This is a genomic window from Kushneria sp. EE4 (assembly GCF_977968315.1).
Map to the genome: position 1 here is coordinate 1,254,155 of NZ_OZ386212.1, position 26,148 is coordinate 1,280,302.

The following is a 26,148-nucleotide window of genomic DNA, read 5'->3' on the forward strand; positions in this document are numbered from 1 at the left end:
TTGTCCATCAACCCTTCCCTCCCTGTCGGAGGCCGTCTCTCTCCCATCATGCAGCGCCGGCTCGCTGTCTTTCGCGGCAACCGGCGCGCCATGGTGGCAAGCGTCGTGTTTCTGGCACTTTTGGTGATAACGCTGCCGGCCGAGCTGATTGCCAACGACACACCGCTGGTGGTGCGTTTCGACGGTCAATGGTACTGGCCACTGCTGGTGGACTATCCCGAAACCGTGTTCGGCGGCTTTTTGCCCACCACGGCGCTTTACAGCGATCCGACCGTTTTATCGTTGATTCGTGAACAGGGATGGCTGATTCAGCCGCCTATCCCTTTTTCGTGGCAGAGCATCGACATGACGCTCGATACGCCGGCTCCGGCACCGCCGAGTGCAGCTCACTGGCTGGGCACCGATGATCAGGGACGCGATGTGCTGGCCCGCGTCATCTATGGTTTTCGACTCTCGGTGCTGTTTGCAGGGCTGGTGACACTGGGGTCGGTGCTTATCGGCGTCGTGGTAGGCGCGGTACAGGGGTATGTCGGCGGCCGGGTGGATCTGGTCGGCCAGCGCGTGATCGAGCTGTGGTCCGGCCTGCCGATGCTCTTTATCCTGATCATTCTTTCAAGCCTGGTGGTGCCCAGCGTCTGGTGGCTGGCGCTGATCATGATCGCCTTTTCATGGCTGGGGCTGGTCGATATCGTGCGGGCCGAGTTTTTACGGGCGCGTAACCTTGACTATGTTCGCGCCGCCCGAGCGATAGGGCTACCGGCCCGACTCATCATGTGGCGCCACGTGCTGCCCAATGCCATGGTTTCAACGCTCACCTTTCTGCCGTTTATCTTTACCGGCGCCATCACCACGCTGACGGCGCTGGATTTTCTGGGCTTTGGCCTGCCGCCGGGGTCGCCATCACTGGGCGAGCTGGTAGCGCAGGGCAAGAACAATCTGCAGGCGCCCTGGCTGGGTATCACGGCCTTCATGACGCTGGCCATTCTTTTGTCGCTGCTGGTCTTTATCGGAGAAGGCCTGCGTGACGCCTTTGACCCGCGCCACGCGGTGCAGCCCGTGATCGGGAGTGCGACGTGATGGAGCCGTTCGAAAAAACCGTTTTCTCGCTGGAAAAGCTGCATGTTTTTGCAAATGATACGCCTTTGGTGCACGGCGTCAGTCTCGCGGTCACAGCCGGTGAAACGCTGGCGCTGGTGGGCGAGTCCGGTTCCGGCAAGACCATGACCGCGATGGCGGCGCTGGATCTTGTCCCGCCGGGGATTCGCGTTGAAGGTGGCCGATGGCTGGGAGAAACCCGACTTGACGCCCTCTCCCGCCACGAATGGAAAGCACTCCATGGCGAGCGAGTCGGCGTGGTGTTTCAGGAACCCATGAGTGCTCTAAATCCGCTACACCGTATCGGACGTCAGATCGCTGAGGCCATTACCCTGCATCAATCGCTGCGCGGTAATGCCCTTCGCGCCCGGGTCATTGAGCTGATGCAACAGGTACGCCTGCCCCGCCCCGAGCAGTTGATCAATGCCTGGCCTCACGAACTTTCCGGTGGGCAGCGCCAGCGCGTGGTCATTGCCATGGCAATGGCCAATCGCCCCGAGCTGCTGGTGGCCGATGAGCCAACGACCGCACTTGATGTGACCGTGGCGCGCGAGATTTTATTGCTGCTGCGGGAGCTGGCGGACTCGATGGGGATGGCGATGCTGTTGATTACCCACGATCTCAACCTGGTGCGGCGCTGGGCCGATCGGGTCTGCGTGATGCATCGGGGGCGTGTGCAGGAAACCGGCATGACCCGGGAAGTACTGTCGCGCCCGACCAGCATTTACACCCAGTCCCTGATCGAGGCCGAGCCGGACGGCCAGCCCTGTCCCATTGCCGAACAGGCGCCCGAGGTTCTGTCGGCAACTGGCCTGTCGGTGGCCTTTCAAGGGGCTAAAAGACTACTGGCACCGCGTCCGGCCCCTTTTGTTGCCCTGAAACCGATGTTCATGGCCCTGCGCCAGGGCGAGACGCTCGGGATTGTCGGCGAATCCGGCTCCGGCAAGAGTACGCTGGCGCAGGCCCTGCTGCGTCTGGTGGGCTCGACCGGCGAGATATGGCTGGGCAATACTCGCCTCGACGCTCTGGGCAGCCGCGCGCTGCGCCTTGAGCGTCGTCACATGCAGATCGTGTTTCAGGACCCTTTCGGTGCCCTGTCGCCGCGCATGACCATCGAGGAAATCGTCAGCGAAGGCTTGCGTTTTCATTGTCCCGAGCTGGATCGCAGAGCACTGCGCGAGCAGGTCATCGAGACGCTATCTTCTGTCGGGCTGGCAACGGATGTGCTGACGCGCTATCCGCACGAATTTTCCGGCGGTCAACGCGCGCGGATTGCACTGGCGCGGGCGCTGATTCTACACCCCCGCATTCTGGTGCTTGATGAACCCACCTCTTCGCTGGATCGCACCGTGCAGAGCCAGTTGATTGAACTGTTGCGCACGCTTCAGCGCGAACGTCAGCTCAGCTATCTTTTCATCAGCCATGATCTGGCAGTGGTCAGGGCGATGGCTCATCGCCTGATGGTGCTCAAGGATGGCGAAATCGTCGAGCAGGGCGATACCCGGGAAGTGATTGATCAGCCACGTCATGCCTATACCCGTGGGCTCATCGAGGCAGCGTTTGATCCATCGATGTGACCGGAATCTGCGCTGAAGCGTTCAGGGTCGTTCAGGGTCGTTCAGGGTCGTTCAGGGTCGTTCAGGGTCTAAAGTCTGCGCGGATCCAGCTCGTTTTCCGGCAGAAATGAGATGTCTGAAACCCTGAGATTTGCGCATGTACGTGATCAAGATACATGTCAAAGGATTGGACGCTCGGACGCCGTCTGTCTGAATTACTGCTCTCCAGTCTCAAAAAGGCCCCGGGCTATGCTGCCCGGGGCCTTTTCGATAATACACACGCGACTGACTAGACGTGCAGCGTGAAACGATCGGCATCGCGATGGGTCGGGTACTGTTCACGAAAGTCTTCAAGGCTTTGCTTGCCAATGACACCGGTGCGTACAAACGCGCGACCCGGCGCTTCGTCAATGAGTGCATCGCCGCGATAGTCGATCAGCATCGAATCGCCGGTGTAGTTCAGATCGTTGGCATCGTCACCTACGCGATTGACGCCGATCACATAGCTCAAATTTTCGATCGCACGGGCCTGGAGCAGCGTTCGCCACTGCAGTCGTCTTGCCGAAGGCCAGTTGGCCACACAGATCATGACATCGTATTCACAGTCCACGTTGCGTAACCACACGGGAAAGCGCAGGTCGTAGCAGATTGTCAGCAGGACCCTGAAGCCGTTGATTTCGACAATAGGGCGCTCGGTGCCCATTGCATAGTGTTCATCTTCATTGGCCATGCGAAAAAGATGGCGCTTGTCGTAGGTCACCATGGTGCCATCCGGGCGCGCCCAGACCATGCGGTTGAAATAGTGGTCTCCTTCGGCAACCGCAACGCTGCCGGTAACCACCGCATTGTGTGACTGTGCAACCCGCTGCATCCACGCAATGGCTTTGCTTTGCGCCATGGGCTCGGCCATGCGCTCCGGGGCCATGCTAAAGCCGGTGGAGAACATTTCCGGCAAAACGATCAGATCGCTGGTCGTAACATCCTGAAGCCACTCATCAAGAAGCTGGCAGTTGGTATCGATATCTTCCCAGCGCAGATCGGCCTGCACCAGTGTGGTTCTCAGTTCACTCATGATTGATGATCCATTACCTGCAAGCGTTTAGGGGGCAAGCTCAACACGGGCTTTCTTGTACGTCCTCTGTGTGATGACACGTCAGTATCACATTCCTGTCATCTTGATCCGCCATGGTGATCGTGCCGGGAAAGAGAACAACATGGTGCAGGGAAGCGCATGGACAGGGAGTCCAATGGCAACAGGATGTTGACTGGGCTCAGCACGGCTTCCGGTAACAGCAACACGTGTCATGCCTGACGGCCAGCGTATCTGCTGGCCGAATTTTTTCATGGGGAGGCCACGGTGGCCTCCCCTTTTGCATTAACGCCCCTGCTCAAGAAAATCGATCAGAAGCCGGTTGAGCTCCTGAGCATGAGTGAAGTTCAGCCCGTGCGGGCCATCCTTGACGATTTCCAGCCGCGCGTTTTTGATCATGTCAGCCGAGCGCTGGCCGCTGGCAGCCAGCGGGACGATCTGGTCATCATCACCATGGATAACGAGCGTCGGCACATCGAATTTTTCCAGATCCTGTCGAAAATCCGTGAAACCGAATGCCTTGATGCACTCCTGCGTGGCTCGAGGCGAGGCAAAATTGGCAATGCTCTGATTGTAGGCCAGCAGTTCATCGGAGAGCGTGGGCGCCCGGCCCTCATGGTTGACGAACAGCTTGCCGAATCCGCCCAGAAAGCCGGGACGGTCCTGTTTTACGTTGGCCAGCATGTCATCAAAAATGGATTGATCCACACCTTCCGGATTGTTATCGGTCTTGAGCATATAAGGCGGTACGGCACCCACCAGAACAGCGCCACGAATGCGCTTGCTGCCATGGCGTCCGAGATAGCGGGCGACTTCGCCACCGCCCATTGAAAAACCGACCAGTGTGGCATCATCGATATCAAGATGTTCCAGAAGACCTGCCAGATCGTCGGCGAGCGTGTCGTAGTCATACCCATGCCACGGCTTTTCGGACTCGCCAAAACCGCGACGGTCATAGGCGATGCAGCGATATCCTGCCTCGGTCAGGGCATTGATCTGGTACTCCCACATGCGGTGGCTCAACGGCCAGCCGTGGATCAGCACCACTGTCGGCCCCTGCCCGCAATCCTGATAGTAGAGATCGATGGCATTGTTGTTGCTGTCGACGATATTGGCATAAGCCATGAATCAGTCTCCCTTGTCCGGTGAGTAACGCGTCACAGTCTCCAAGGTAGCTCAGGGGGGCCATGCCTGCATGGCTCGGACAGGCCGATAATGTGTCGTGGTTCCAGCCATAAAAAGCCGCCTTTCCAGAGGAAAGGCGGCGAAAGGACCTGATGATGAGGAGAGAATTCATTTCAGCACCTGACATACCGAAATGAACCAGACGCCGTGGCGTCTGAGAAACACTCTGGACGATCCTGAAAAGGAAATCAATGCAAAAGAGAATAATTTTTATTTGAGACGGTATGCCATCTACTTTGTCGTGACCAAAAAAAACCGCCTCAGAGAGGCGGTGTGAGGTTTGGACAGCCAGCCGTTTAGTCAGGGTAAGCCGGCTGTCACTGCTCCTCATCAAGCAGTAATTTGATGTAACCAGTATAACGCACTTTTTATGGGGCTTTTATGTAAATATGACAATAAGCCTCATTGGCAAAGTTAAACCCATAGCGTTATCCTTTTTGGCCATCACAGGGATACCATTTATTGCGCTGATCGATGATTTCCCGTGGATAGCCGGTCATCTGGATGGAGGGCTGATTCATGGCTTCGGCACGCAGGATATTTACGTGCATGTTTTCAGGTGAGTCGACAGAAACCACCTTGCCGATCATTAGAAAATTGCCCCAGGTTCTGTCGCTGTAGGGCTGACATACGTTCATTCCATCGTATCCGACCAGCGCCAGTGGCGGCGGTGCTACCGCAGCGCTTTCCGGCCTGTCCGAAGAAAAAAGGGAACAACCTGACAGTGCGCCGATGGCTATCGTGATGCCCAACCATCGTGTAGCGCTTTTCAATTGACGAGCCACGCCTTTCTCCTGAGCCTGCAATGACCAAAGATTAAAAATTCTTAAGCGCCAAAAGAGGTTATTGGTCGCGCGGCTCAGCATAACCGCCACAATGCGGCCTTGTCCCTACTATTTTTGAGGCGTTTTCAGACATCCAGGCCGGTGCTAGGACGTGCGTTTGCGCCAGATGTCCCATGCCACGCCGCAGGCGATGCCAAGCATGATGCAAAGCGCCATGCTCTGGCTGGGAAACCAGGCCACCAGACCCACCACCGTGCCGACCACCATTCCGGGAAGGCTTTTCATCGTTTGTCTCCTGAATCGGTCAACTCATGTCCCATTCAAGCAAAAGCCGGCTTTCAGGGCACGAAAGTCCTGCTGTAAAAGGGAAAATTCATGGGGGTGTTGCCGGAAACGGGCACGAAAAAACCGCTTCGGTGATTAACCGTAAGCGGCTTTTTCATAAAGCTTTTGGTCGGGGCGACAGGATTCGAACCTGCGACCTCCACAACCCCATTGTGGCGCGCTACCAAGCTGCGCTACGCCCCGACACTGCTCTCGATATCGGCGAGAACGGTGCGTATCCTACATCACTGTTATGCAAAAGGAAAGAGGTTGTTTGCGAACATTCAGGGATTTATGTGCCCTTTCATCATGGCAGCGACATCCTCGAGCCGCTCCAGACAGACCCGACCGCTGAAAAACGAGCCAAGATCGATATAGCGTACGTTGCCAAGCGTTCTGGGCTCGGGCACCGGCGTATGCCCTACCACAACGGCATCGATACCGGCCACGACATCCTGATTGCCGGACTCGATTCGCTGGCGTGACCAGAGCAGCGTTTCACGCGAGGTCCTGCGAATGTCGGCCCAGTCCTTTGGAGGTTCGGCGTGCACGATGCCTACCACGCCATGGCTGGTTTCGACCTCAAACGCCAGTGGCATTTTCATCATGGCCTCGGCCAGACGGTTCCTCAGCACCACTTTGTCATGGTGTTGTGACCACTCTCCCCCATTGCTCAACCATTGGCCCCAGTGATTATCAAAGAGCGCGTTGCGAGCCATCATTTCGTGATTGCCGGTAACTGCAAAACACCAGGCGTTATGCACCAATTCAAGACACTTGAGAGAGTCCGGGCCGCGATCGATCAGATCTCCTACGCAGAAAAGGCGATCGCTGGCCGGATCAAATTCGATCCGGGTCAGCTCATGCTCGAGTAATGCGTAATGCCCGTGCAGATCGCCAACGACGTAGTCATGACCGCTGACATTACGCTCGAATCGCTTGAGCATTCATGGACTCCGATAATTGTTGGGCAAGACACGCATCATAAACGAAATGCGAACCCATTTTGACACCGTTGTCAGATGACAACGATCAAGGCGTGAATGATACCCGGAACATAGCCCATGAGCGTCAGCAGCAGGTTCAGCCAGAGTGCATCGCCGGCGCCAACGGCCAGATAAACTGCCAGGGGCGGCAGTAAAAAGGAGAGAACGATCAGGGAGACAGGATCCATGGGAGAGATCTCGATGGCAGGGCCCGCAAGGGCCCTGCCATGACGTCAGCTTACCAGCTGATGGCGCTTTGAACCTGCCCGGGCGTCAGGACATGACGAGCATACTGCTGTCCCTGAAAAGAGTCGGCATCATACGGATTTTGCGTATTGATATAGGCGACCAGAACCTGGTTATTTTTGGTAGCGATGACATGGGGCGGTGTCGTACCACTGCGATCCTTTGCCTGGCGCTGCATCTGTTCCCATTCCTGCTGCGGGTAGGCCGCCAGGGCCAGCAACGGCTCAGGCTCGCTGTTGCGTTCAAAATTCTTGTAATAAAAGACCGACATGTTCTGCGCATCGATATTCTTGCCATTCCACTCGAACGTATCGCGCTGAACAATGCTGTTCTGCCAGTTTTGGGGATAGGTGAAGGTGTAGCCCACGGTCGTGTTCCGATAGCCCTGTTCGGACTGCTGAATCACGCTATCGATGTTGGGGTCCTCCTGCCTCGGCTCGGAGCTTGAACAACCCGCCACGGCAAACATGGCGCCTGCGATGGCCAGCGTAGTGGCCCCTTTTTTAATCAATGTCATCCAGCATCCTCCTTGAGTCGATAAGTCCTGCACAAATCAATATAGTCCATATCATGATTTAACAAATATTCTAATGACGATTGACCAACTTGGACGCGGATCTGATGCTTGATAGCACCTTCTTGTCAGTGGATTAATAACGATATCTTGTCCGCCTGATACTCAGGCTGCGGACGTCAAATGGCCGGTCTGCACGATGGCGGTGACGACAAAACGTTCAAAGAGGCGAGATCCCAGCGAGTGAAATCATTGCAGGCAATTCAGCTGCGTTCTCGCGATGCAAAGATGCATTTTTAAAAAGCTATTCAGGCCAGCCGTCAATACTGATCAGATCGGCCAGTGTCCGGCGCTTGTCCCAGCCCTTTTGTTCCAGCATGGGGGCGCTGTAGAAGGCCTCGACATGGCCCATGCACAGAATGGCAATGGGCCATGCCCCTTCGGGGGCACCGATCAGCGATTTCAATGCCTCGGGATCGAAAAGGGACACCCAGCCAACGCCGATGCCTTCGGCCCGGCCGGCCAGCCAGAGGTTTTGAATGGCGCAGCTGGCCGAGGCGAGATCCATTTCATTGAGCGTTCGCCGCCCGAAAACGTACTGTTCGCGTGCGTCGCAAAGGGCCACCACCCAAAGCTCCGGACATTCGCGAATGCCTTCAACCTTGAGTTCCAGAAACGCCTGACCATGTTCATCAAGCGCCTGCGCCGTCGCCTGACGCTCATCATCCACGAGCCGGGCCATGGCCTCGCGTAGTGACGGGTCGCGGATGCAGACAAAACGCCATGGCTGCATATAGCCCACGCTGGGTGCGTCATGCGCGGCCTCGAGCATTCGCCGTATCACATCCGGGTCGATCGGATCGGGCAGAAAGTGGCGCATGTCCCGACGCTCACGAATAACCCGGTAGATGGCTTCCTTTTCAGTCCTGCTGTAGGCATGACGGGTCATGACCGCTTCTCCATGACACGGCCGGCCGCTGACATGGCCTGCTCCAGATGCCGCGTTGTTTGTATCCTTTCATCATGAAGTCCAAAGCGCAGGATGGCGCACTGTTCGTCCACGACCCACAGGCGCGTCAGCACGGCCTGCTGCGACAGCGCTTCATGCCACTGCCGGGCACGAGCCAGCGTCATGTCGAAGCCGTTGAAGAGTGCGCTCTGGCGTCGGCGCGTGATATCGCCATGAGCGCCGAGTCGTTTTTCAAGCCATTGGCCCTGCTGCTGGCTGGCACGCTGCAGCTTTGCTCTCATGACCTTCTGCCAGTGGTGGTCTGACAGGGCTTCCATACCGGCCAGCTGCGCCGGTGATGTCACCCGCCAGGGTCCCTGCATCGATGACAGCCGCTGCAGAGTCTCTGACTGACTTGCCCCCACAACGGCGCCCAGGCGTAGCCCGGCCAGACCGAAAAACTTGCCAAACGAGCGCAGCACAATGATGTTGTCGGCGATATCCGGCAGAAGACTCTTCTCAGGGGTCGCATCTGCAAAGGCCTCATCAACGATCAGTACCGTCCCCTTCTCTTTCAGTGCACCGGCCAGTTGGCGCAGAGTGCGGGGTGGCACATGTTGCCCACCCGGATTGTTGGGGTTGACGACTATCACGGCTCGAAGCGTGTTTGCACTGAAGATGTGCTGCATTGCTTTATCGGGCCGGTCTGCATCGTAAAAAAGCGTTTGATGACCCGCCTGCTGCCAGCGCCACTCATGTTCGCGATAGCCAGTATCGGGCAGTGCCACGCTTCCCGAAGCAAAGCATTGTGGCAGTGCTTCGATGGCCCATTGGGAGCCGGGAATATTCAAAAGCGTCAGCGGCCGTTTAGAGTCGGGTGTGGCTGACTTGCCAATATAGTAACGAACGGCGGCGGCGTGCAGGCCCTGATCGTGATCCGGCAGTGCCTGACAGGACCTCGCATCGATGGGTGCCATCGGATAGGGCCAAGGGTTGATACCGGTGGAAAGATCCAGCCAATTACAGCGTTCGATGCCATGACGACGGCTGGCCTCCGTCAGTTTGCCGCCGTGCTTCGTCAGAGAAATCGATGTGTCAGTCATGGCAGAACCCACGCGATAACAAAAAGCGCTGCCAGCCATATCAGCAGTGCATTGCGGAGAAGTGTACAAACCCGCCGTATATCGTGGATGGAAGCAGGCCGACCGGTGCCCAGCACCGGGCTTTCAACGGATTTGCCATGATAGATACCACCCCCGCCGAGCTGCACGCCCAGCGCGCCTGCGCCGGCTGCCATGACGGGGCCAGCGTTGGGGCTTTTCCAGTGGCTGCCCTGCTCTCGCCAGCACCGCAGTGCCGTACGACAGGTATTTTTTGAGGCCTGCCAGTGCCAGCCGGCCAATGCATAGGAAAGCGCCGTCAATCGGGCCGGTATCCAGTTCATGGCGTCATCCACGCGCGCGGCAACGCGGCCAAAATAAAGATAGCGCTCGCTGCGATACCCCCACATGGCATCGAGCGTATTAACCACTCGATAAAGCACAACCCCCGGAATACCGGCGACGGCAAACCAGAAAATCGCGGCAAAGAGCGCATCGCTGCCGTTTTCGAGCACCGACTCACAAGTCGCTCGCGATATCTCGGAAGTATCGAGCTGATGGGTATCCCGACTGACCAGCATCGCGACCTGTTGACGAGCGCTGACAATATCACCCGCTGCCATAGGCCGATGAACGCGTTCGGCATGTTCGATCAGACTCTTTCGACCGATGGCCAGATAAAATACAAAAATCGCCAGTAGGCCGTGCCAGATGCCATTGAACAAACGGTCTACGTACAGTGTGATCACCATAATGGGTATGATGACCGCGCTCCAGCCGGCGAAACCAGCGAGTAGCGCCATGGATTCTTTTTGCTTTATGCGATAAATCCCTTTTTCGACGGTTGATATCCACCAACCCAGTCCGATAAGTGGGTGAAATCGCCGAGGTTCCCCCATAGCTTGATCAACAATTAATGCAGCGATGATAACTACTAACCACATGAAAGATAACGGTATAAATTGATTGTATTGCTACTTAAACCCACTGCTTTACGCTCCCAGGTAGCACAACTGTTCAAACTGCTCATCGCTTTGGCGGTTGATGTCTACTCGCAGTCGGGCTAGGCCCGCATAAGGCAGGGATAGACGATGAAGATAGGCACCCCGCCGAGTCGATATACCAAGGCGCATGGCGATCCAGCTCTTGATAACGCCGGCATGGCCGCAGACCAGCAAACGAACCGGTGCGCCCGTCACGTCCTTTTGTGTCTCCGCCAGCGCCATGCCGGTGGCAACAATACGCTGCCACCCCTGCTCGATACGCTCCAGAAAGGCGTCGAGCGTCTCCCCGCCGGGTGGCGGAAATGCCTGAGGATCCGCCCAGAAATTTTCCAGTGCCGGCCGGGTGTGCTGTAGAAGCTGATCCGTGGCCACTCCATCCCAATCGCCAAAATTCATCTCCATGGTCTCGGCGACGGTGTGCAGTGGCACTTCCCTGTTACGAGCCAGAGACGCGGCCACATGCTGACAGCGAATCAGCGGCGAGCTGATAATCGCATGAGGATGCGGCAACCGCCCTGCCGCCGCCAGCATATCGATTCTTCCCTGAGCACTCAGCGCTACATCGGTATGCCCCCGCAGGCATTGCTGTGGCCCTTCACAGGCGCCATGACGCAGACAATCAATTATCAGGGTCTGAAACGTCATGCTCTGTCGCCCTTGAGACACTGCGACAGCCCGGCGACCACCCACCAGACCCGCTGACAGTGTCCCGCCAGCGTCTGATGAAGCCATCCAGCCTCATCCACGAAGCGTCGCGACAGCGCATTCATGGGCACAACGCCCTGCCCCACCTCATTGCTGACCATGATCACACGCCCGGGAGCGCTATCGAGAGCCTCCAGCAGCCGGGCACGCTCTTGTAGAAACCGCTTTTCGCCGTCGAGCAGGATATTGGTCAGCCAGAGGGTCAGGCAGTCCACCAATAGCAGACGACCATGCCCGGCATGACAGGCAATGGCGTCGCCAAGAGCAAGAGGGGCTTCTACCAGCGCCCAGTGCCCCGGCCTTCTTGCCCGATGGGCCTCGATGCGCGAGCGCATTTCGCTGTCATCATGAATCTGTGCTGTCGCGATATAGGTCACCTCGCACGCACTCTGTGCGGCCAGCGCCTCGCCGTGGGCGCTCTTGCCGCTGCGAGCGCCGCCAAGAATCAGCTCATGCATGCATTACCACCAGCGTCAGATATAACAGCATTTCGGTGATCTGCTGTACGGCGCCCAGCGCATCGCCCGTGACGCCGCCAAGCCGGTTATTCAACCAGCGATACAGAATTCGCCCCGATAGCGCCGTCACCAAAATCAATACGATTCCCGATGACACACCGGCAGCCAGCACCGTTACGAGGATGGCCACTCCGACCAGCCAGCCACGATCGCTGCCGCGCTGATGACCGGTCAGCGTCTTCACCTTGCTGTTGCCGTCGGCTCGCAGGTAAGGCATCGCCCCCATCATGAAGGCCGCAAGAGCGCGGCTCAGGCTGTGAGCGGTGATCAATGCAACCATCACCAGCCCGACGCTTTGCTGTGCCAGTGCACTCAACAACAGCCAGCGCCCGACCAGACTCACGATCAGCGCCAGCACGCCATAGCTGCCGACCCGACTGTCCTTCATGATGGCAAGCCGCTGCGCTACATCCTGCCCGCCGCCCAGGCCATCCATGCAATCCGCCAGCCCGTCCTCGTGCAACGCGCCGGTCAGCCAGAGCGACAGCCCAAGGACCACGAATACCGCAACGGAGGCGGGCAGAACATGTTCGATGCCCCAGTACATCAGCGCGAGCCCCAGTCCGATCAGCGCACCGACCAACGAAAACCAGCGATGACAGCGTCCCAGCGCCTCTGGCGTAACGTCACCACGAATGCGCACCGGCAGGCGCGTCAGAAAACTCACTGCCAGACAGCCCCATTGCCACTGGCGTGTCAGGCTCTTATGGCTCATAACGTCACGCCGGCCTCCTCCAGCGAAGCCATCTCATGATAAAAGGCCAGCGCCGAACGCAGCAGCGGCAGCGCCAGCGCCGCACCGGAGCCCTCCCCAAGACGCAGTCCCATGTGTAAAAGCGCCACCGCCTCAAGCTGATCCAGCAATGGTTTGTGACCACGCTCATCACCGCAGTGCGAAAAGATCAGATAGCCGCGCGCCTCAGGGGCAATCCGACAGGCACACAGCGCCGCCACGGTCGTGATGAAACCATCTACCAGAATCACCATGCCCTTTTCGGCCGCGGCCAGAACCGCCCCCACCATGGTCACGATTTCAAATCCGCCCAGCGCGGCCAGCGTTGACTTCGGGTCATGCAGCGCCTGCGCATGGCGCTGAAGCCCCAGCTGCACGATGTCCTGCTTGCGCTTCATGATAAGCGGTGTCACTCCGCTGCCGGCGCCAATACACATTTCAAAGGGTAAATGGGTCAACGCAGCCATCAGTGCGCTGGCACTGGTCGTGTTGCCGATGCCCATCTCTCCCAGTGCGATCAGATTGCATCCGTCGGCATGAAGCTCTTCGACCAACCGACGGCTGTTGTCAAAGCCTGCCTCGAGCTGCTCGGGCGTCATGGCAGGTTCACGATGAAAGGGCGCCGTCATGTTGCCCAGTCGGTGGCTGACAAGCTGCGGATGGGGGTCATGTGCCGTAAGCGTGCCGCAGTCGATCACCTTCAACGCCATGTCTGCCTGACGACAGAACACATTGATGGAGGCATCACCCTTGAGAAAGTGATGCACCATCAGTTGCGTGGCCGAGGATTCGACGATGGATACCCCCTCGGCAGCCACACCATGATCACCGGCAAAAAGCAGCATGACCGGCGATTCAATGGTGGTTTGTGAAGCCCCCAGAATGCGCACCAGTGACGCGGCCGTGGTTTCCAGCGTGCCCAGTGCCCCCGGCGGCTTCAGCCGGCTATCAAGATGCGCCTGAATACTGGCGTCGCTGGCATCGTCAATCGGTGAAATATTAAAGGTCATGACATTGACTCGGGTAAACATGGACAGACGCTACCAGGCACCCGGCAGCGGAACAACGATAACGTACGACAGCGGGATCAAAAGGCCCGGGCGCCGCGCGGTGTCGGACTTGACTCCATCATTGCCCCGGCCCACGATGAGCAGCGCTCGGGTGCCCGTGTTTGTGCACGGAATAATCGGGAAAGTGATGCAAGTTCACTGCTGTCCCCGCAACGGTAATCGAGTGGTTTGAAGCAGACGCCTCTGGCGTGACCACTGACCCTTATGGTCGGGAAGGTGCTTCAACCCGGCAGGATACATGTCCGCCAGCTCGTCAGCCCGGAGACCGGCCCGGCGATAATACAGGGTGGTGATGCTCACGGCATCATCAGTAATGACTGCCGCGCGTACGGGTCGATACGCAGGAGCTCACAATTGACGTACTTTTTTATCAGGTGGCCGTCCCTGCCGACAGCCGCTGCGGTCACTGACGCCGCCACTCATCGTCCAGCAGCGCCGCGTTGTCATGTGACACTGCCACGCCCTGCTACTTTTGCGGAGGTGGCATGAGCTGCGCCACACGCTCTCTGTTTCCCTTCGCGGCCGTTACCGGCCATGAACGCCTCAAGCTTGCGCTGATTCTGGCCGCACTGGACCCGCGTCTGGGTGGCGTGCTCGTCAGCGGTCCGCGCGGTACGGCCAAATCCACACTGGCACGCAGCCTTGCCGAGCTGCTGCCCTTTTCCCGCTCGTCACTGATCACACTGCCGCTGGGCGCCGACGAAGCCCAGCTGACCGGCACGCTGGATCTTGGGCGAGCCCTGGGCGATGGTGAAGTCGCCTTCCAGCCCGGGCTGCTCGCACGCGCTCATGAAGGCGTGCTCTATATTGACGAGGTCAACCTGCTGCCCGATGCGCTGGTCGACCTGCTGCTCGATGTGGCCGCCAGCGGCATCAACCATGTCGAGCGCGACGGCATCAGCCATCAGCATCCGGCGGACTTTTTGCTGATCGGCACCATGAATCCCGATGAAGGCGAGCTGCGAGCACAGCTGCTGGACCGCTTTGGCCTGGCCGTACTGGACCATCCTGCCCCGGATATCGAACAACGCCTGCAGATTGTCGAGCGCCGGCTGGCCTTCGATCATGACCCGGAGGCCTTTCTGGCGGCCTGGCAGGACGAGCAGGCGCAGCTGTGCAAGCGACTGTCTGCCGCCCGTCAGCAGCTTACCACCGTCACCCTGTCATCGGCGCTGGCGCGCGTCATTGCCACACGCTGTGTCGAGGCCGGCGTGGAAGGCGTTCGCGCCGATCTGGCCTGGCGGCGTGGCGCGCTCGCCCACGCCGCCTGGCAGGGGCGTAACACGGTCACACTCGAGGATATCGAGACGCTGGCACCGCTGGTCATGGCGCATCGAGCGCCCCAATGGGCCGCGACACAGTCTTCCGAGGGGGGCAATACCGGTAACAGTGGCAACAGTGACCACCACGAGGACGAAACACCCGACCCGGACGGTGCCTCTTCACAAGGCGAACCCGCTTGCGGGTATCAGGGGCGTCGTACGCCACCCGATGCGCCGAGCCGACCTGATCTTACCTCGAGTCGCGATGCCTCGGCCCCCCGAACCGATGCTACTGCGCCACCGTCATCCTCCTCCGACAACAGCGAGCCTCAGGCGTCTGACGAGAATCGTGGTGACAAACGCGACGGCGACTGGGGCAGTCTGGCATCTCGTCAGAGCTCACCTGCCCTGAAGGCTGTCGGCGAACAGTCCATCCAGCTCCCGCCTATCAAACGTCCAGCGCGCATTAACCAGCCGAAGGGACAAACCCGGGGGCGTCACGCCATTGGTCGAGCGCGCATCGACTGGCCCGGCAGCCTGCGCAGAGCGATCATCGCTCATGGGCGGCCAGCAATCGATTCATCGAGTCTGATCCGGCGCCGTGAGCGACGCCGCTCTGACAGGCTCACCTGCATTGTGCTGGATATTTCCGGCTCCAGCCTGAGCCGTCAGGGTGGACAGCAGCGCGCGCGTCAGCTTGAAAGGGCCATGGCACTGGTCGAGCGACTCGCCGCTGGCGCCTATCTGGCACGCGAGCAGCTGATGCTGTTGACGCTGGGCGGCGACGGTATCACCGAAGTCATGTCACCGCGACAGGCCCCGCGTACGATCGTTTCCCTGCTGGAACAGATCACCCCGGGTGGCGGCACGCCCCTGCGACACAGCCTTGATGACACCCGTCAGCGCCTGTCGCGACTCACACGTCAGATACCGGATCTGACCATCAGTCTCTGGATACTCACCGATGCCCGCAGTCGCGACGATCTGGATATCGCGGCGTTCGCCTGCGACACCCATCTCGTGGACTGCGAGCCTGAAGGGGAAACGCTGGGCCGCGCGCGGGAACTGGCCACCACGCTTGGCGCCGCCTGCCATGGCCTGAGTGATCTGACCGACAGCACACCGGCCCCGACATCCCCCCGCCCCCATACGACGACAGCGCCCGGGAGAACACCGTGAGTCCGCACCGCAGTGATGACAACCATAGTGACGACAACGCCGATCAGGACACCAGCCGCTATCAGCAGCGCATGGCGACCAAAAAGCGCATCGTCGATGAGCGTATTGCCAATGCCGATCAGGAACGCGGTGTTTTGATCGTGCTCAAGGGCAACGGCAAGGGCAAAAGCAGCTCGGCCTTTGGCACCATGGCCCGCGCCATGGGCCACGGTCAGCGCTGCGCGGTGATCCAGTTCATCAAGGGGCGGCGCGCCACCGGCGAGTACCTTTTTTTCAACGAACACCCGCAGGTCGACTTTCATGTCATGGGCCACGGCTTCAGCTGGGAAGTGCGCGACCCCGAACGAGAACGTCAGGCAGCACAGGACGCCTGGGCGCTGGCAGAACGCCTGCTTGCCGATGACCAGTATCACTTTCTGCTGTTTGACGAGCTTTCCTACATGATCAAGTACGGCTATCTCGACGCCGAGCAGGTCGCCCGTGCTCTCCAGGCGCGCCCGACGCACCAGAACGTGATGATTACCGGGCGCACCATGGCGCGCGAGGTTCAGGAGATCGCCGATACCATCAGCGTCATTCACGACGAGCGTCACGCCTTCCGGCTCGGCGTCAAGGCGCAGGCAGGGATCGAATACTGATGTCAGATACCGCGTACTGCCCGGCACTTTTTCTCTCCGCCATGGCATCAAACCAGGGCAAGACCACTATCACTGCCGCGCTGGCGCGCTACCACAGCCGCCAGGGCCGCCGAGTCGTGGTCTTCAAGACAGGACCCGACTATCTGGACCCCCAGATACTGGCGCAGGCCTCGGGCGCGTCGGTGGAACCGCTGGATCTGTGGATGGCCGGGGATACCTTCTGCCGCGAACAGCTGTATCGCGCCGCCCGTGAAGCCGACCTGATTCTGATCGAGGGGGCCATGGGGCTGTATGACGGCACGCCATCGAGTGCCGATCTGGCAGTGGCGTTTGATATTCCGGTGGCCTGCGTCATCAATGCCCGCGGCATGGCGCAGACCGTGGCGGCCATCGGCCTGGGGCTGGCCCGCTACCGCCCGGAGATGCGCTTTCACGGTCTGGTCGCCAACGCCCTGGGCAGCGAGCGACACCGCCAACTGATCGAAGACAGCCTGCCCAACGATGTCCAGCTACTGGCCGCCATGCCCCGAGAGGCGCGACTTGCCCTGCCTTCACGCCATCTGGGGCTGATCCAGCCCGGCGAGGCGGAAGATCCTGACAGCCTGTCCCTTGATGCTCGACTCGATGCTGCCGCCGATCTGCTCGAAGGCCAGGCCCTGACCGAGCTGCCCCCAGCGGTAGCGTTCGAACCGCAGGCGATCGACACGCCGCCTCGCGCGCTGGCCGACAAGCGTATCGGTGTCGCAAGGGATGCAGCGTTCAGCTTTATCTACGCCGCCAACACCCGACTACTGGAAGCCATGGGGGCCGAGCTCTGCTGGTTTTCGCCTCTGTCAGACACGAGCCTGCCGGAGGCCCTCGATGCTCTGTGGCTGCCGGGCGGCTACCCGGAACTGCACGCCGCGGCGCTGGGCGCCAATCAAGGCATGTGCGAGGCCATTCGACACCTTGATGCGCGCGGTCTGCCGATACTGGCCGAGTGCGGCGGCATGCTCTATCTGCAGCAGACCCTGACCGACCAGGACGGCATCTGCCACCCCATGGCCGACGTGCTGCCCGGTCACGGCGAGATGCGCACAAAACGCGGCTGTCAGGGCATGCAGAGCGCCCCTCTGCCGGAGGGCGAGATTCGCGGCCATGCGCATCATCACTCCCAAAGCCACGATACGCTGGAACCGATTGCGTATGGCCGTCGTGCCAGCCACCCGGCACCGGGCGAGGCAATCTTTCGCCGCGGTCGACTGACCGCCAGCTATCTGCACCTGTTCTTCCCCTCCAATCCTGCCGCCGTGGCCATGCTGCTGAGCGGGGAAGCAATACCAACGCCATCGGCCCATGTTGAGCGATATCAGCATGCCGAATGAGCCCGAACGGGGCCCGATTGCCCTCGGTGTGGGCTGTCGGAGTGATTGTCCGCCGGAGGCGCTCATGACGCTGGCTGTGCAAACCCTGGCCCTGGTCGGGCTGCAGCCGGATCAGATCACGCTGGTGGCCACGCTTGAAGGCCGCCAGCACGAGACCGCCATCACCTCGCTGGCCAGGGCGTGTCACTGCCCGTTGATCGCGCTGTCAAAAGAGGCTTTACGGGAAAGCGAACCCGACATGAGCCAGGTCAGCGAGACAACCCGCCGTGTGCATGATGTGCCCGGCGTGGCCGAAGCCGCCGCCCTTGCCGCCATTCGCCAGTACACCGGCGCGACGGCCCGACTGCTCATCAATCGCCAGCAGTGCGCCAGCGCCACCTGTGCACTGGCCACGCCGGCATCCTACATGGCCCTTACCGAATAACCCGTATCATCAGGAGAGTCTCATGTCCCCTATCGAATCTTCACGCCCCGAGCTGCACAAGATCCCCGCCACCGTGGTGACCGGCTTTCTCGGCAGCGGCAAGACCACCCTGCTCTCGCATCTGTTGCGCAATGCCGGCGGCAAGCGTATCGCCGTAATCGTCAACGAATTCGGCGAGCTGGATGTCGACGCTGAACTGGTGCGCAGCTGCCAGCTCGAGGCCTGCGAGGAAAACGAGGTCGTCGAGCGCGAACAGGGTGTCTTCGAGCTCGCCAACGGCTGTATCTGCTGCACGGTAGAAGAAGAGTTTTTGCCTGTAATGCAAAAGCTGGTCGAGCGCCGCGACCAGATCGATCACATCCTGATCGAGACCTCGGGCCTGGCCCTGCCCAAGCCGCTGGTACAGGCCTTCAACTGGCCGGATATCAAGCAGTTCTGCACGGTGGACAGCGTTATCACCGTGGTCGATGGCCCGGCCCTCGCTGCCGGCCGGGTCGCCCATGATCACGAACGTATCGAAGCGCAGCGTCAGGCCGACGAAAGCCTGGATCACGACCCGAGCCTTCAGGAGCTGCTCGATGATCAGCTCGCCTCGGCGGATCTGGTCATCATCAGCAAGGGCGATGCTCTGGACGATGAAGCGCGGCGCGTGCTCGAACAGCAGCTGCGCGGCGAGCTGCCCGAGCGGGTCAAAACCCTCTGGGCCACCCACGGCGAAGTCGATGTAGCGGCAGTCATGGGCATGCAGCTGGCCTCTGAAGGCCGGGCCGATGACATTCATACCCACCATGATGATCATCATGCCCATGGCCGCGAGCATCACCATGCCCATGATGACTTCGACTCCTGTGTCATCACCCTGGCGAGCGTGGACAGCAAGATGCTGGTTCAGGCGCTGGAGCAGGAACTCGCCGAGCAGACCATTTATCGGGTGAAAGGATTTGTCGATGTCGGCAAACCCATGCGCCAGGTAGTGCACGCCGTGGGCAACCGGCTTACTCACCACTTTGACCGCCCCTGGCGCAGCGACGAGACGCGCCAGACCCGGCTGGTGGTGATCGGCAAGGATCTGGATCGTGACCGTCTGCAGCGCGCCCTGTCCGAGGCCGAGCAGCACGAACGCGTCAGCTGAGTTCAAAACCCGAAAGCCCTATAGCGGAGCATGCGTCATGCACCTTTTCGCCGCCCAGCCCGGCGGGTTCAGCGATGACAACGGCATTGTCGATCTTGGTCAATCGCCTGCCGAACTGGTGATCCTGTCGGCCGCCGACAGCGCACTGGCCCTGCTGGCCACCGTGATCGAGGCCGATGAGGCCGGCCGCGAGACCAGCGTTCGCCTGGCCAACTGGATGAACCTGTTAAAGCCGGCCGCGTTTGATCTCTACCGCGACCGAGTACTGGATCAGCGCGGCGATGAGGCCCCCAATGGTGCCCGCGTGGTGGTGCTCTCATTACTGGGCGGCGCGTCCTACTGGGACTATGGCCTCGAGCAGTTAAAGGAGTGGGCACAGTGCAGCGGTCGCACACTAATCGTCGTGCCCGGCGAGGATGTCGAGGACGAGAGTCTGCTGAGTGCCGGCACGGTCAGCTATCAACAGGCCCATCGGGTGTGGCGCTACCTGCGTGAAGGTGGCCCGGACAATACCCGCGCCCTGCTCGACTGGCTCGATGACCGCTTTCTGGAACGCCCCAGGGCGTGGCGTGAGCCTCACCCGCTGCCGCGGGTCGTGCTGCATGTGCCCGGCAGCGACCAGACAGAGGCCCGGCCGGCACGAGAGACGCTGTCACACCTTCAGACGCGCTGGCAGCCGGGGCGTCCGGTGGCGGCGCTGGTGTTCTATCGAAGTCATCTGCAGCAGGGCAATACCAGCGTTTTCGATGGCCTGATCGACATTCTCGAGGCAGGCGGATTCAACGTGTTGCCGGTGGCCGTGGCCTCGCTCAAGGAGTCGTTTTGCCTGAACACGCTCGATGCGCTGATCGAGCAGAGCCATGCATCCATCATGCTCAACACGACCGGCTTTGCCCTGGCCGCCAGCACGGATGCCGACCATGCCGGCTATCAACACCCCTGGACGCGCCATATCCCCATCCTGCAACTGATCATGGTGGGGACCACGCTCGAGGACTGGCAAACCCAACCCATGGGCCTTCGCCCGCGCGATATCGCCATGCAGGTGGCGCTACCGGAGCTGGACGGGCGTATCATCACCCGCCCCATTGCCTTCAAGTCGGCGCACTATCACTCCACGCGCTGTCAGCACGATATCGTGATCCACGCGCTTCATGAGGAACGTGCCCGCTTTGTCACCGAACTGGCAAGGCGCTGGGTCAGCCTTGCCGAGAAACCCAATCAGGACAAGCGCGTGGCGCTGGTGCTGGCCAACTACCCTTCCAGCGATGCGCGTATCGGCAACGGCGTTGGGCTCGATACGCCCGCCTCGACGCTCAACATTCTGCAGCGCCTGCGCGAGCAGGGCTATCCGGTCACGGACGCCCTGCCCCATGACCCGACGGCGTTGATCGAGTGGCTGACCCAGACAGTGACCAACGACGCCGCGTATATGGACAGCCGACCCGCATCACAGAGCCTGGCGCTGGCCGACTACGAGCATCATTTCGCCCGGCTGCCCCTGGCATGCCAGCAGGCCGTCATCGAACGCTGGGGGGCGCCAACAGACGATCCGCTGTATCGCCAAAAACGGTTGATGATCGCCGGCATGCGGCTGGGGGAAACCTTCGTGGGGGTGCAGCCGGCGCGCGGCTTTGATATCGACCAGAACGCGGCCTATCACGACCCGGACCTGCCGCCCACCCACGGCTACCTGGCCTTCTACTTCTGGCTGCGCCACGTCTATGGCGTCGACGCCTTCGTTCACGTCGGCAAGCACGGCAATCTCGAGTGGCTGCCCGGCAAGGGCACGGCGCTGTCGGAGACCTGCTGGCCGGATATCGTGCTCGGCCCCATGCCGCATCTCTACCCGTTTATCGTCAACGACCCTGGTGAAGGCGCCCAGGCCAAACGCCGCACGCAGGCAGTGATCATCGACCACCTGATGCCACCCATGACGCGTGCCGGCATCCATGACGATCTGGCCGAGCTCGAGCGGCTCACCGATGAGTATTACCAGGCCCTTGGGCTCGATCAGCGCCGCGAGCAGTTCCTGCGCGAGGCGATCATCGAGCGGGTGCGCAACACCCATGTGCTCGAAGAGCTCAGCCTGTCGCCTTCGGCCAGTAGCGGCGACCGGCCTTCAATTGATGAGGCGCTGAAAGACGATCAGACCCTGCTGGACGCGCTGGACAACTATCTGTGCGACATCAAGGAGGCCCAGATTCGTGACGGCCTGCATGTGCTCGGCGAGCTGCCGGAACACGACTCGCTGCGCGATACGCTGATGGCGCTGGTGCGGCTGTCGCGCGGCAGTCAGCCCCATGAGCGCAGCCTTCTGCAGGCGATGGCCGCGGATCTGGGCCTTTTCGAAGTGCACGAAGAGTTTGATCCACTGGCGCTCGAGGCCTGGCCCTGGCAGGGCCCATGGCCTGAAAGGCTGGCCAGCCTGGAGGCTGGTACCTGGCGCAGCTCGGCCCATACCCGGGAACGCCTGGAGATTTTCGGGGCACAGCTGATCGAGCAGCACGTGCTGTCATCCGATGCCGGGCTACCTTGTGATGATGACTGGCCACAGACCCGGGCCGTGATCGACTTCATGCGCGAGACCCTGCTGCCACTGCTGCACCAGAGCGTGGAGAACGAACTTTCGGCGCTGATGGACGGCCTGTCGGGTCAATTCGTGCCGCCGGGCGCCAGCGGTGCGCCCAGCCGCGGCCGACTCGACACGCTGCCGACCGGGCGCAACTTCTACAGCGTGGATAGCCGCGCCATGCCCACCAGAACCGCCTGGACACTGGGGCAAAAATCGGCCGATGCCTTGATCATGCGCCACCTGCAGGAGCACGGTGACTACCCGACAAGCCTGGGGCTGTCGGTGTGGGGGACGGCCACCATGCGCACGGGCGGTGATGACATCGCCCAGGCCTTTGCGCTGATGGGCGTACGCCCGATCTGGGCCGCCGGCTCCCAGCGGGTGATCGATTTTGAGATCATTCCCGGCTTTCTGCTCGGCCGCCCGCGGGTGGATGTGACCCTGCGGGTGTCCGGATTTTTCCGCGACGCCTTCCCGGGGTTGATCGCGCTTTATGACAGCGCGGTTCAAAAACTCGTCGATCTCAACGAGCCGGGCAACGGCAACACCATCGCCGCCAACGTCGAGGCCCGGCGCGACGCACTGCTGGCTGACGGCGTCGATGAGACCACGGCGCGCCGCCAGGCCGGTTTTCGCATTTTCGGCGCCCGCCCGGGCACCTTTGGCGCCGGCGTTCAGAAACTGCTGGACAACGGCCACTGGCAGGAGGAAGCCGATCTGGCGCGCGCCTACGTCAACTGGGGCGGCTACGCCTACGGCAAGGGAGTCGAGGGCGAGCCTGCCATGGCGGCCTTTGAAAAGCGGCTCTCAACGCTGGAGGGCATCGTCCAGAATCAGGACAACCGCGAGCATGACCTGCTCGACTCGGGGGACTACAGCCAGTTTCAGGGCGGCATGAACGCCGCCGCTCGCCAGCAGGGCGCCACCCCGGCACTTTATTTCGGCGATCATGCCAACCCGGCAAGCCCACGCATGCGCACCCTGAAAGAAGAGCTCAACCGGGTCATGCGCTCGCGCGTGACCAACCCGAAATGGATCAGCGCCATGCAGCGCCACGGCTACAAGGGCGCTTTCGAGATGGCGGCCAGCGTGGATTATCTGTTTGCCTGGGACGCCACCACCGCGCTGGTCAGTGACTATCAGTACGAGCAGATTACCGATGCGCTGGTGCTGGATGCCGACAATCAGCGCTTTTTGAACGATCACAATCCGCAGGCGCTCAAGGAGATGGGCGAAACGCTGATGGACGCCATCGCCCGCGGGCTGTGGCAGTCTCCGGCAGACTACCAGACGCGACTGCGTGATCTGCTGCTGGGCATCGACGAACAGGAGGAGCGCGCGTCATGAGTCAGACAGATCGTTTCCGGGCGTCCCGCACCCTGATGGTCCAGGGCACGACCTCGGATGCCGGCAAGAGCGCGCTGGTGACCGCCATCTGCCGCATTCTGACGCGCCGCGGGCGCCGGGTCGCCCCCTTCAAGCCGCAAAACATGGCGCTCAACAGCGCCGTCACCGTGGAGGGCGGCGAGATCGGCCGCGCCCAGGCCGTGCAGGCCATGGCCGCGGAAGTGGACGCCCATGTCGATTTCAACCCGGTGCTGTTAAAGCCCACCTGCGATCAGGGCTCTCAGGTGATCGTCGCGGGGCATGCCATCGGCCACATGAAGGCCGCCGAGTACTACGCCTACAAGCCCCGGCTGCTGGAACAGGTGGTGGCCGCCCATGACCGGCTCTGTAATGACTACGACCGGGTCGTGGTCGAAGGCGCCGGCAGTGCCGCCGAGATCAACCTGCGTGAGCATGATCTGGCCAACATGGGCTTTGCCGAGGCCGTGGACTGCCCGGTCATTCTGGTGGCCGATATCGACCGCGGCGGTGTCTTTGCCCATCTGGTGGGCACGCTGGATATCATCCGCGCCTCGGAGCGCGAGCGGGTCGTGGGACTGGTCATCAATCGATTTCGTGGCGACATCAATCTGCTAAAACCCGGCCTTGAATGGCTCGAAGCGCGTACCGGCAAGCCGGTGCTGGCCGTCATCCCCTGGCTCGAGGATCTCCATCTGGAAGCCGAAGACGGCCTGTCCCGCGCTGGCAACAGCACCGGGGCGGCGGACGGGCTCAACGTTGCGGTCATTCTGCTGCCGCGCCTGAGCAACCACACGGACTTTGATGCCCTGCGCCTGCATCCGCAGGTCAACGTGCGCTTTGTGCGTCACCCGGATGAGCTTGACGCGGCGGATCTGATCGTCCTGCCAGGCAGCAAGAACGTGCGCGCCGATCTGGACTGGCTTCGCGCGCAGGGCTGGTCACAAGTGCTGGCCCGACACCTGCGCTACGGTGGCCGGGTCATCGGTGTCTGCGGCGGCTATCAGATGCTGGGCAAGCGCATCGATGACCCGCAGGGTGTCGAAGGCCCCGCCGGTGATAGCGCGGGGCTGGGCTGGCTGGATCTTTCTACCACGCTCAAGGCCATCAAACAGCTGCGCCGGGTCACGGGGCACTGCCTGCTGGAAAGTCGGCAGGGAGAGACGCGCGCACCCGTCACGGGGTATGAGATCCACGTCGGTGAAAGTCTGGGTGACGGGCTGGCCCGCGGCGTGTTTGCCCTCGATGACGGCCGGCTGGACGGCGCACTTTCCGCGGATGGCCGGATTCTGGGCACCTATCTGCACGGGGTGTTCGACCACCCGGCCACGCTGAACGTGCTGCTGGAATGGGCCGGGCTTGCGGCGCCGGTGCCCTTTGATTACGACGCCCATCGCATGGCCGAGATCGACCGGCTGGCCGATCACGTCGAGGCGGCCATCGACTGGTCGCGCTGGCCGCTGGCGGATGATGTGCCGGCACCGCTCGATCCGGTTACTCCGGGGTAGACGCCTGATCCTTTGGCAGCAGGAAGTTGCCCTGACTGCCGTCGCCGAGCTCGGAATCCACCTGGGAGTCATCCTTCAACTCGACGCCGGAGACCTCACGGCGGCTGGCCTCATCGAGCAGATACAGGATCAGCTTTGCAGCAGCGTCAAACGATTGTCCCCGCGGGCGAACGTTGGAGATACAGTTGCGCTCGCTGTCGCGCCGGCCCGGGGTCGGCCCCCAGGTAAAGTAGACGCCCAGACTGTCCGGCGAGCTGAGCCCCGGGCGCTCCCCGATCAGCACCAGTCCCATGCGCGCCCCCAATGCCTCGCCAACCGGGTCGCCGATGGCCACACGCCCCTGCTCCACCAGTGCTACCGGCCCCACGGACCAGCCGCGCGCTTCAAATTCAGGCACCAAATGATCCAGCAGCGTGGCGGCGTGTTCGTGAATGGCACGCGCCGATAGACCATCGACGACCGCAATCGACACATCACACTGCTCAACGTTCATCGACTCCAGCCGCTCAAGGCTTTCCTCATCGAGCTGGCGCCCCAGATCGGGCCGGCGCAGATACTCGCCGCGGTCCCCGGCCTGACTGTGCAGGCGCACAACGCTTTCAAAGCGCGACTCGAGCGACTCCATCATCTGCTCGGTGTCCAGGGGAAGATGCACGGCGTCGCGCGCCTGAGCGTGGGCCAGCTGAAAGGCCAGATGCGGGGCGGTGGGTAGACTGCCGCCAGCGCGCCCCAGCCCGATTCGGGCATCAGTGTACTCACTGAGCTGCTGCCACGGATTGGTGATTACCACGCTCGTCGCGTCGGTTTCCGTCGGGTTTGATGAATGGTCTGTCATGGGACC

Annotated in this window: 24 protein-coding genes, 1 tRNA gene and 1 riboswitch; of the genes, 9 read left to right on the forward strand and 16 right to left on the reverse strand. The window is 61.0% G+C overall.

The genetic code is table 11. From position 1 onward, the window contains the following. Together ACXMYO_RS05790 and ACXMYO_RS05795 are read left to right on the forward strand one after the other, a co-directional pair. Entirely contained in the window at positions 1-1,077 is a 1,077-nt protein-coding gene (locus ACXMYO_RS05790; RefSeq protein WP_457808084.1) for an ABC transporter permease, read from the forward strand. Then, a complete protein-coding gene (locus ACXMYO_RS05795) occupies positions 1,077-2,672 on the forward strand; it encodes a dipeptide ABC transporter ATP-binding protein (RefSeq protein WP_438768416.1) in 1,596 nt (531 codons plus the stop codon). Before ACXMYO_RS05790 ends, ACXMYO_RS05795 begins: the two co-directional genes overlap by 1 nt. A gap of 268 nt (positions 2,673-2,940) precedes the next feature. On the opposite strand, the gene ACXMYO_RS05800 is transcribed toward ACXMYO_RS05795, so the two are convergent. The 15 genes from ACXMYO_RS05800 to cobT all read right to left on the reverse strand — a co-directional run bounded on the left by ACXMYO_RS05800 (position 2,941) and on the right by cobT (position 13,800). Continuing rightward, a complete protein-coding gene (locus ACXMYO_RS05800) occupies positions 2,941-3,723 on the reverse strand; it encodes an amidohydrolase (RefSeq protein WP_438767389.1) in 783 nt (260 codons plus the stop codon). Positions 3,724-4,026: 303 nt separating this feature from the next. After that, positions 4,027-4,866 carry an alpha/beta fold hydrolase gene (locus ACXMYO_RS05805; RefSeq protein ID WP_438767390.1) on the reverse strand — a complete coding sequence of 280 codons (840 nt, stop codon included), beginning with the start codon at positions 4,864-4,866 and terminating at the stop codon, positions 4,027-4,029. Between the two features lie 488 nt (positions 4,867-5,354). Next, positions 5,355-5,711, reverse strand: coding sequence for a hypothetical protein (locus ACXMYO_RS05810; RefSeq protein WP_438767391.1), 357 nt, complete (start codon positions 5,709-5,711; stop codon positions 5,355-5,357). Positions 5,712-5,855: 144 nt separating this feature from the next. Beyond that, the gene (locus ACXMYO_RS05815; protein ID WP_438767392.1) at positions 5,856-5,996 is read right to left on the reverse strand and encodes a hypothetical protein; all 141 of its coding nucleotides are present in this window, start codon (positions 5,994-5,996) and stop codon (positions 5,856-5,858) included. A gap of 166 nt (positions 5,997-6,162) precedes the next feature. After that, positions 6,163-6,239: transfer RNA gene (locus ACXMYO_RS05820), tRNA-Pro, on the reverse strand. A gap of 80 nt (positions 6,240-6,319) precedes the next feature. Next, the gene (locus ACXMYO_RS05825; RefSeq protein WP_438767393.1) at positions 6,320-6,982 is read right to left on the reverse strand and encodes a metallophosphoesterase; all 663 of its coding nucleotides are present in this window, start codon (positions 6,980-6,982) and stop codon (positions 6,320-6,322) included. Positions 6,983-7,053: 71 nt separating this feature from the next. Then, positions 7,054-7,209, reverse strand: a complete 156-nt coding sequence (locus tag ACXMYO_RS05830) for a YqaE/Pmp3 family membrane protein (RefSeq protein ID WP_438767394.1) — start codon at positions 7,207-7,209, stop codon at positions 7,054-7,056. A 50-nt stretch (positions 7,210-7,259) separates the two neighbouring features. Continuing rightward, positions 7,260-7,784 carry a hypothetical protein gene (locus ACXMYO_RS05835; RefSeq protein ID WP_457808085.1) on the reverse strand — a complete coding sequence of 175 codons (525 nt, stop codon included), beginning with the start codon at positions 7,782-7,784 and terminating at the stop codon, positions 7,260-7,262. Between the two features lie 301 nt (positions 7,785-8,085). Beyond that, entirely contained in the window at positions 8,086-8,730 is a 645-nt protein-coding gene (gene bluB, locus ACXMYO_RS05840) for a 5,6-dimethylbenzimidazole synthase (protein ID WP_438767396.1), read from the reverse strand. Continuing rightward, complete coding sequence (locus tag ACXMYO_RS05845; RefSeq protein WP_457808086.1) at positions 8,727-9,833, reverse strand: threonine-phosphate decarboxylase; 1,107 nt, start codon at positions 9,831-9,833, stop codon at positions 8,727-8,729. Before ACXMYO_RS05845 ends, bluB begins: the two co-directional genes overlap by 4 nt. After that, the gene (gene cbiB / locus ACXMYO_RS05850; protein ID WP_457808087.1) at positions 9,830-10,774 is read right to left on the reverse strand and encodes an adenosylcobinamide-phosphate synthase CbiB; all 945 of its coding nucleotides are present in this window, start codon (positions 10,772-10,774) and stop codon (positions 9,830-9,832) included. The genes ACXMYO_RS05845 and cbiB overlap by 4 nt, the downstream gene beginning before the upstream one ends. Before the next feature lie 48 nt (positions 10,775-10,822). After that, positions 10,823-11,479 carry a histidine phosphatase family protein gene (locus ACXMYO_RS05855; RefSeq protein WP_438767400.1) on the reverse strand — a complete coding sequence of 219 codons (657 nt, stop codon included), beginning with the start codon at positions 11,477-11,479 and terminating at the stop codon, positions 10,823-10,825. Then, positions 11,476-11,997, reverse strand: a complete 522-nt coding sequence (gene cobU, locus ACXMYO_RS05860) for a bifunctional adenosylcobinamide kinase/adenosylcobinamide-phosphate guanylyltransferase (RefSeq protein ID WP_438767401.1) — start codon at positions 11,995-11,997, stop codon at positions 11,476-11,478. Before cobU ends, ACXMYO_RS05855 begins: the two co-directional genes overlap by 4 nt. Beyond that, a complete protein-coding gene (cobS, locus tag ACXMYO_RS05865; RefSeq protein ID WP_438767403.1) occupies positions 11,990-12,772 on the reverse strand; it encodes an adenosylcobinamide-GDP ribazoletransferase in 783 nt (260 codons plus the stop codon). The genes cobU and cobS overlap by 8 nt, the downstream gene beginning before the upstream one ends. Continuing rightward, on the reverse strand, positions 12,769-13,800 hold the full coding sequence (cobT, locus tag ACXMYO_RS05870; RefSeq protein WP_438767404.1) for a nicotinate-nucleotide--dimethylbenzimidazole phosphoribosyltransferase: 1,032 nt from the start codon (positions 13,798-13,800) through the stop codon (positions 12,769-12,771). Before cobT ends, cobS begins: the two co-directional genes overlap by 4 nt. Before the next feature lie 131 nt (positions 13,801-13,931). Further along, positions 13,932-14,148, forward strand: a riboswitch (cobalamin riboswitch). A 197-nt stretch (positions 14,149-14,345) separates the two neighbouring features. On the opposite strand from cobT, the gene ACXMYO_RS05875 reads away from it, so the two are divergent. From ACXMYO_RS05875 to ACXMYO_RS05905, 7 genes are all read left to right on the forward strand, one after another. Further along, a complete protein-coding gene (locus ACXMYO_RS05875) occupies positions 14,346-16,301 on the forward strand; it encodes an AAA family ATPase (RefSeq protein WP_457808088.1) in 1,956 nt (651 codons plus the stop codon). Positions 16,302-16,372: 71 nt separating this feature from the next. Next, positions 16,373-16,939: a cob(I)yrinic acid a,c-diamide adenosyltransferase gene (gene cobO, locus ACXMYO_RS05880; RefSeq protein WP_457809475.1), complete on the forward strand. Its 567-nt coding sequence runs from the start codon at positions 16,373-16,375 to the stop codon at positions 16,937-16,939. Beyond that, positions 16,939-18,303: a cobyrinate a,c-diamide synthase gene (locus ACXMYO_RS05885; RefSeq protein WP_457808089.1), complete on the forward strand. Its 1,365-nt coding sequence runs from the start codon at positions 16,939-16,941 to the stop codon at positions 18,301-18,303. The genes cobO and ACXMYO_RS05885 overlap by 1 nt, the downstream gene beginning before the upstream one ends. After that, positions 18,293-18,727, forward strand: coding sequence for a cobalamin biosynthesis protein (locus ACXMYO_RS05890; RefSeq protein WP_457808090.1), 435 nt, complete (start codon positions 18,293-18,295; stop codon positions 18,725-18,727). The genes ACXMYO_RS05885 and ACXMYO_RS05890 overlap by 11 nt, the downstream gene beginning before the upstream one ends. Before the next feature lie 22 nt (positions 18,728-18,749). After that, complete coding sequence (gene cobW, locus ACXMYO_RS05895) at positions 18,750-19,859, forward strand: cobalamin biosynthesis protein CobW (RefSeq protein WP_457808091.1); 1,110 nt, start codon at positions 18,750-18,752, stop codon at positions 19,857-19,859. 37 nt (positions 19,860-19,896) lie between these two features. Then, on the forward strand, positions 19,897-23,781 hold the full coding sequence (gene cobN / locus ACXMYO_RS05900; RefSeq protein ID WP_457808092.1) for a cobaltochelatase subunit CobN: 3,885 nt from the start codon (positions 19,897-19,899) through the stop codon (positions 23,779-23,781). After that, a complete protein-coding gene (locus ACXMYO_RS05905; RefSeq protein WP_457808093.1) occupies positions 23,778-25,307 on the forward strand; it encodes a cobyric acid synthase in 1,530 nt (509 codons plus the stop codon). The genes cobN and ACXMYO_RS05905 overlap by 4 nt, the downstream gene beginning before the upstream one ends. On the opposite strand, the gene eutC is transcribed toward ACXMYO_RS05905, so the two are convergent. Beyond that, positions 25,294-26,142: an ethanolamine ammonia-lyase subunit EutC gene (eutC, locus tag ACXMYO_RS05910; RefSeq protein ID WP_457808094.1), complete on the reverse strand. Its 849-nt coding sequence runs from the start codon at positions 26,140-26,142 to the stop codon at positions 25,294-25,296. The two genes, ACXMYO_RS05905 and eutC, sit on opposite strands and share 14 nt — an antisense overlap. Between the last annotated feature and the right edge of the window lie 6 nt (positions 26,143-26,148).

What these genes read in the sequence shown, in the direction of transcription:
- ACXMYO_RS05845 (WP_457808086.1), bottom strand. Translation starts at nt 9,833, where the DNA reads ATGACTGACACATCGATTTCTCTGACGAAGCACGGCGGCAAACTGACG.
- cobT (WP_438767404.1), bottom strand. Translation starts at nt 13,800, where the DNA reads ATGACCTTTAATATTTCACCGATTGACGATGCCAGCGACGCCAGTATT.
- ACXMYO_RS05885 (WP_457808089.1), top strand. Translation starts at nt 16,939, where the DNA reads ATGTCAGATACCGCGTACTGCCCGGCACTTTTTCTCTCCGCCATGGCA.
- cobO (WP_457809475.1), top strand. Translation starts at nt 16,373, where the DNA reads ATGGCGACCAAAAAGCGCATCGTCGATGAGCGTATTGCCAATGCCGAT.
- ACXMYO_RS05890 (WP_457808090.1), top strand. Translation starts at nt 18,293, where the DNA reads ATGCCGAATGAGCCCGAACGGGGCCCGATTGCCCTCGGTGTGGGCTGT.
- ACXMYO_RS05905 (WP_457808093.1), top strand. Translation starts at nt 23,778, where the DNA reads ATGAGTCAGACAGATCGTTTCCGGGCGTCCCGCACCCTGATGGTCCAG.
- ACXMYO_RS05795 (WP_438768416.1), top strand. Translation starts at nt 1,077, where the DNA reads ATGGAGCCGTTCGAAAAAACCGTTTTCTCGCTGGAAAAGCTGCATGTT.
- ACXMYO_RS05825 (WP_438767393.1), bottom strand. Translation starts at nt 6,982, where the DNA reads ATGCTCAAGCGATTCGAGCGTAATGTCAGCGGTCATGACTACGTCGTT.
- ACXMYO_RS05855 (WP_438767400.1), bottom strand. Translation starts at nt 11,479, where the DNA reads ATGACGTTTCAGACCCTGATAATTGATTGTCTGCGTCATGGCGCCTGT.
- cbiB (WP_457808087.1), bottom strand. Translation starts at nt 10,774, where the DNA reads ATGTGGTTAGTAGTTATCATCGCTGCATTAATTGTTGATCAAGCTATG.
- ACXMYO_RS05815 (WP_438767392.1), bottom strand. Translation starts at nt 5,996, where the DNA reads ATGAAAAGCCTTCCCGGAATGGTGGTCGGCACGGTGGTGGGTCTGGTG.
- ACXMYO_RS05800 (WP_438767389.1), bottom strand. Translation starts at nt 3,723, where the DNA reads ATGAGTGAACTGAGAACCACACTGGTGCAGGCCGATCTGCGCTGGGAA.
- cobN (WP_457808092.1), top strand. Translation starts at nt 19,897, where the DNA reads ATGCACCTTTTCGCCGCCCAGCCCGGCGGGTTCAGCGATGACAACGGC.
- cobS (WP_438767403.1), bottom strand. Translation starts at nt 12,772, where the DNA reads ATGAGCCATAAGAGCCTGACACGCCAGTGGCAATGGGGCTGTCTGGCA.
- eutC (WP_457808094.1), bottom strand. Translation starts at nt 26,142, where the DNA reads ATGACAGACCATTCATCAAACCCGACGGAAACCGACGCGACGAGCGTG.
- bluB (WP_438767396.1), bottom strand. Translation starts at nt 8,730, where the DNA reads ATGACCCGTCATGCCTACAGCAGGACTGAAAAGGAAGCCATCTACCGG.
- ACXMYO_RS05875 (WP_457808088.1), top strand. Translation starts at nt 14,346, where the DNA reads ATGAGCTGCGCCACACGCTCTCTGTTTCCCTTCGCGGCCGTTACCGGC.
- ACXMYO_RS05805 (WP_438767390.1), bottom strand. Translation starts at nt 4,866, where the DNA reads ATGGCTTATGCCAATATCGTCGACAGCAACAACAATGCCATCGATCTC.
- ACXMYO_RS05835 (WP_457808085.1), bottom strand. Translation starts at nt 7,784, where the DNA reads ATGACATTGATTAAAAAAGGGGCCACTACGCTGGCCATCGCAGGCGCC.
- ACXMYO_RS05830 (WP_438767394.1), bottom strand. Translation starts at nt 7,209, where the DNA reads ATGGATCCTGTCTCCCTGATCGTTCTCTCCTTTTTACTGCCGCCCCTG.
- cobW (WP_457808091.1), top strand. Translation starts at nt 18,750, where the DNA reads ATGTCCCCTATCGAATCTTCACGCCCCGAGCTGCACAAGATCCCCGCC.
- cobU (WP_438767401.1), bottom strand. Translation starts at nt 11,997, where the DNA reads ATGCATGAGCTGATTCTTGGCGGCGCTCGCAGCGGCAAGAGCGCCCAC.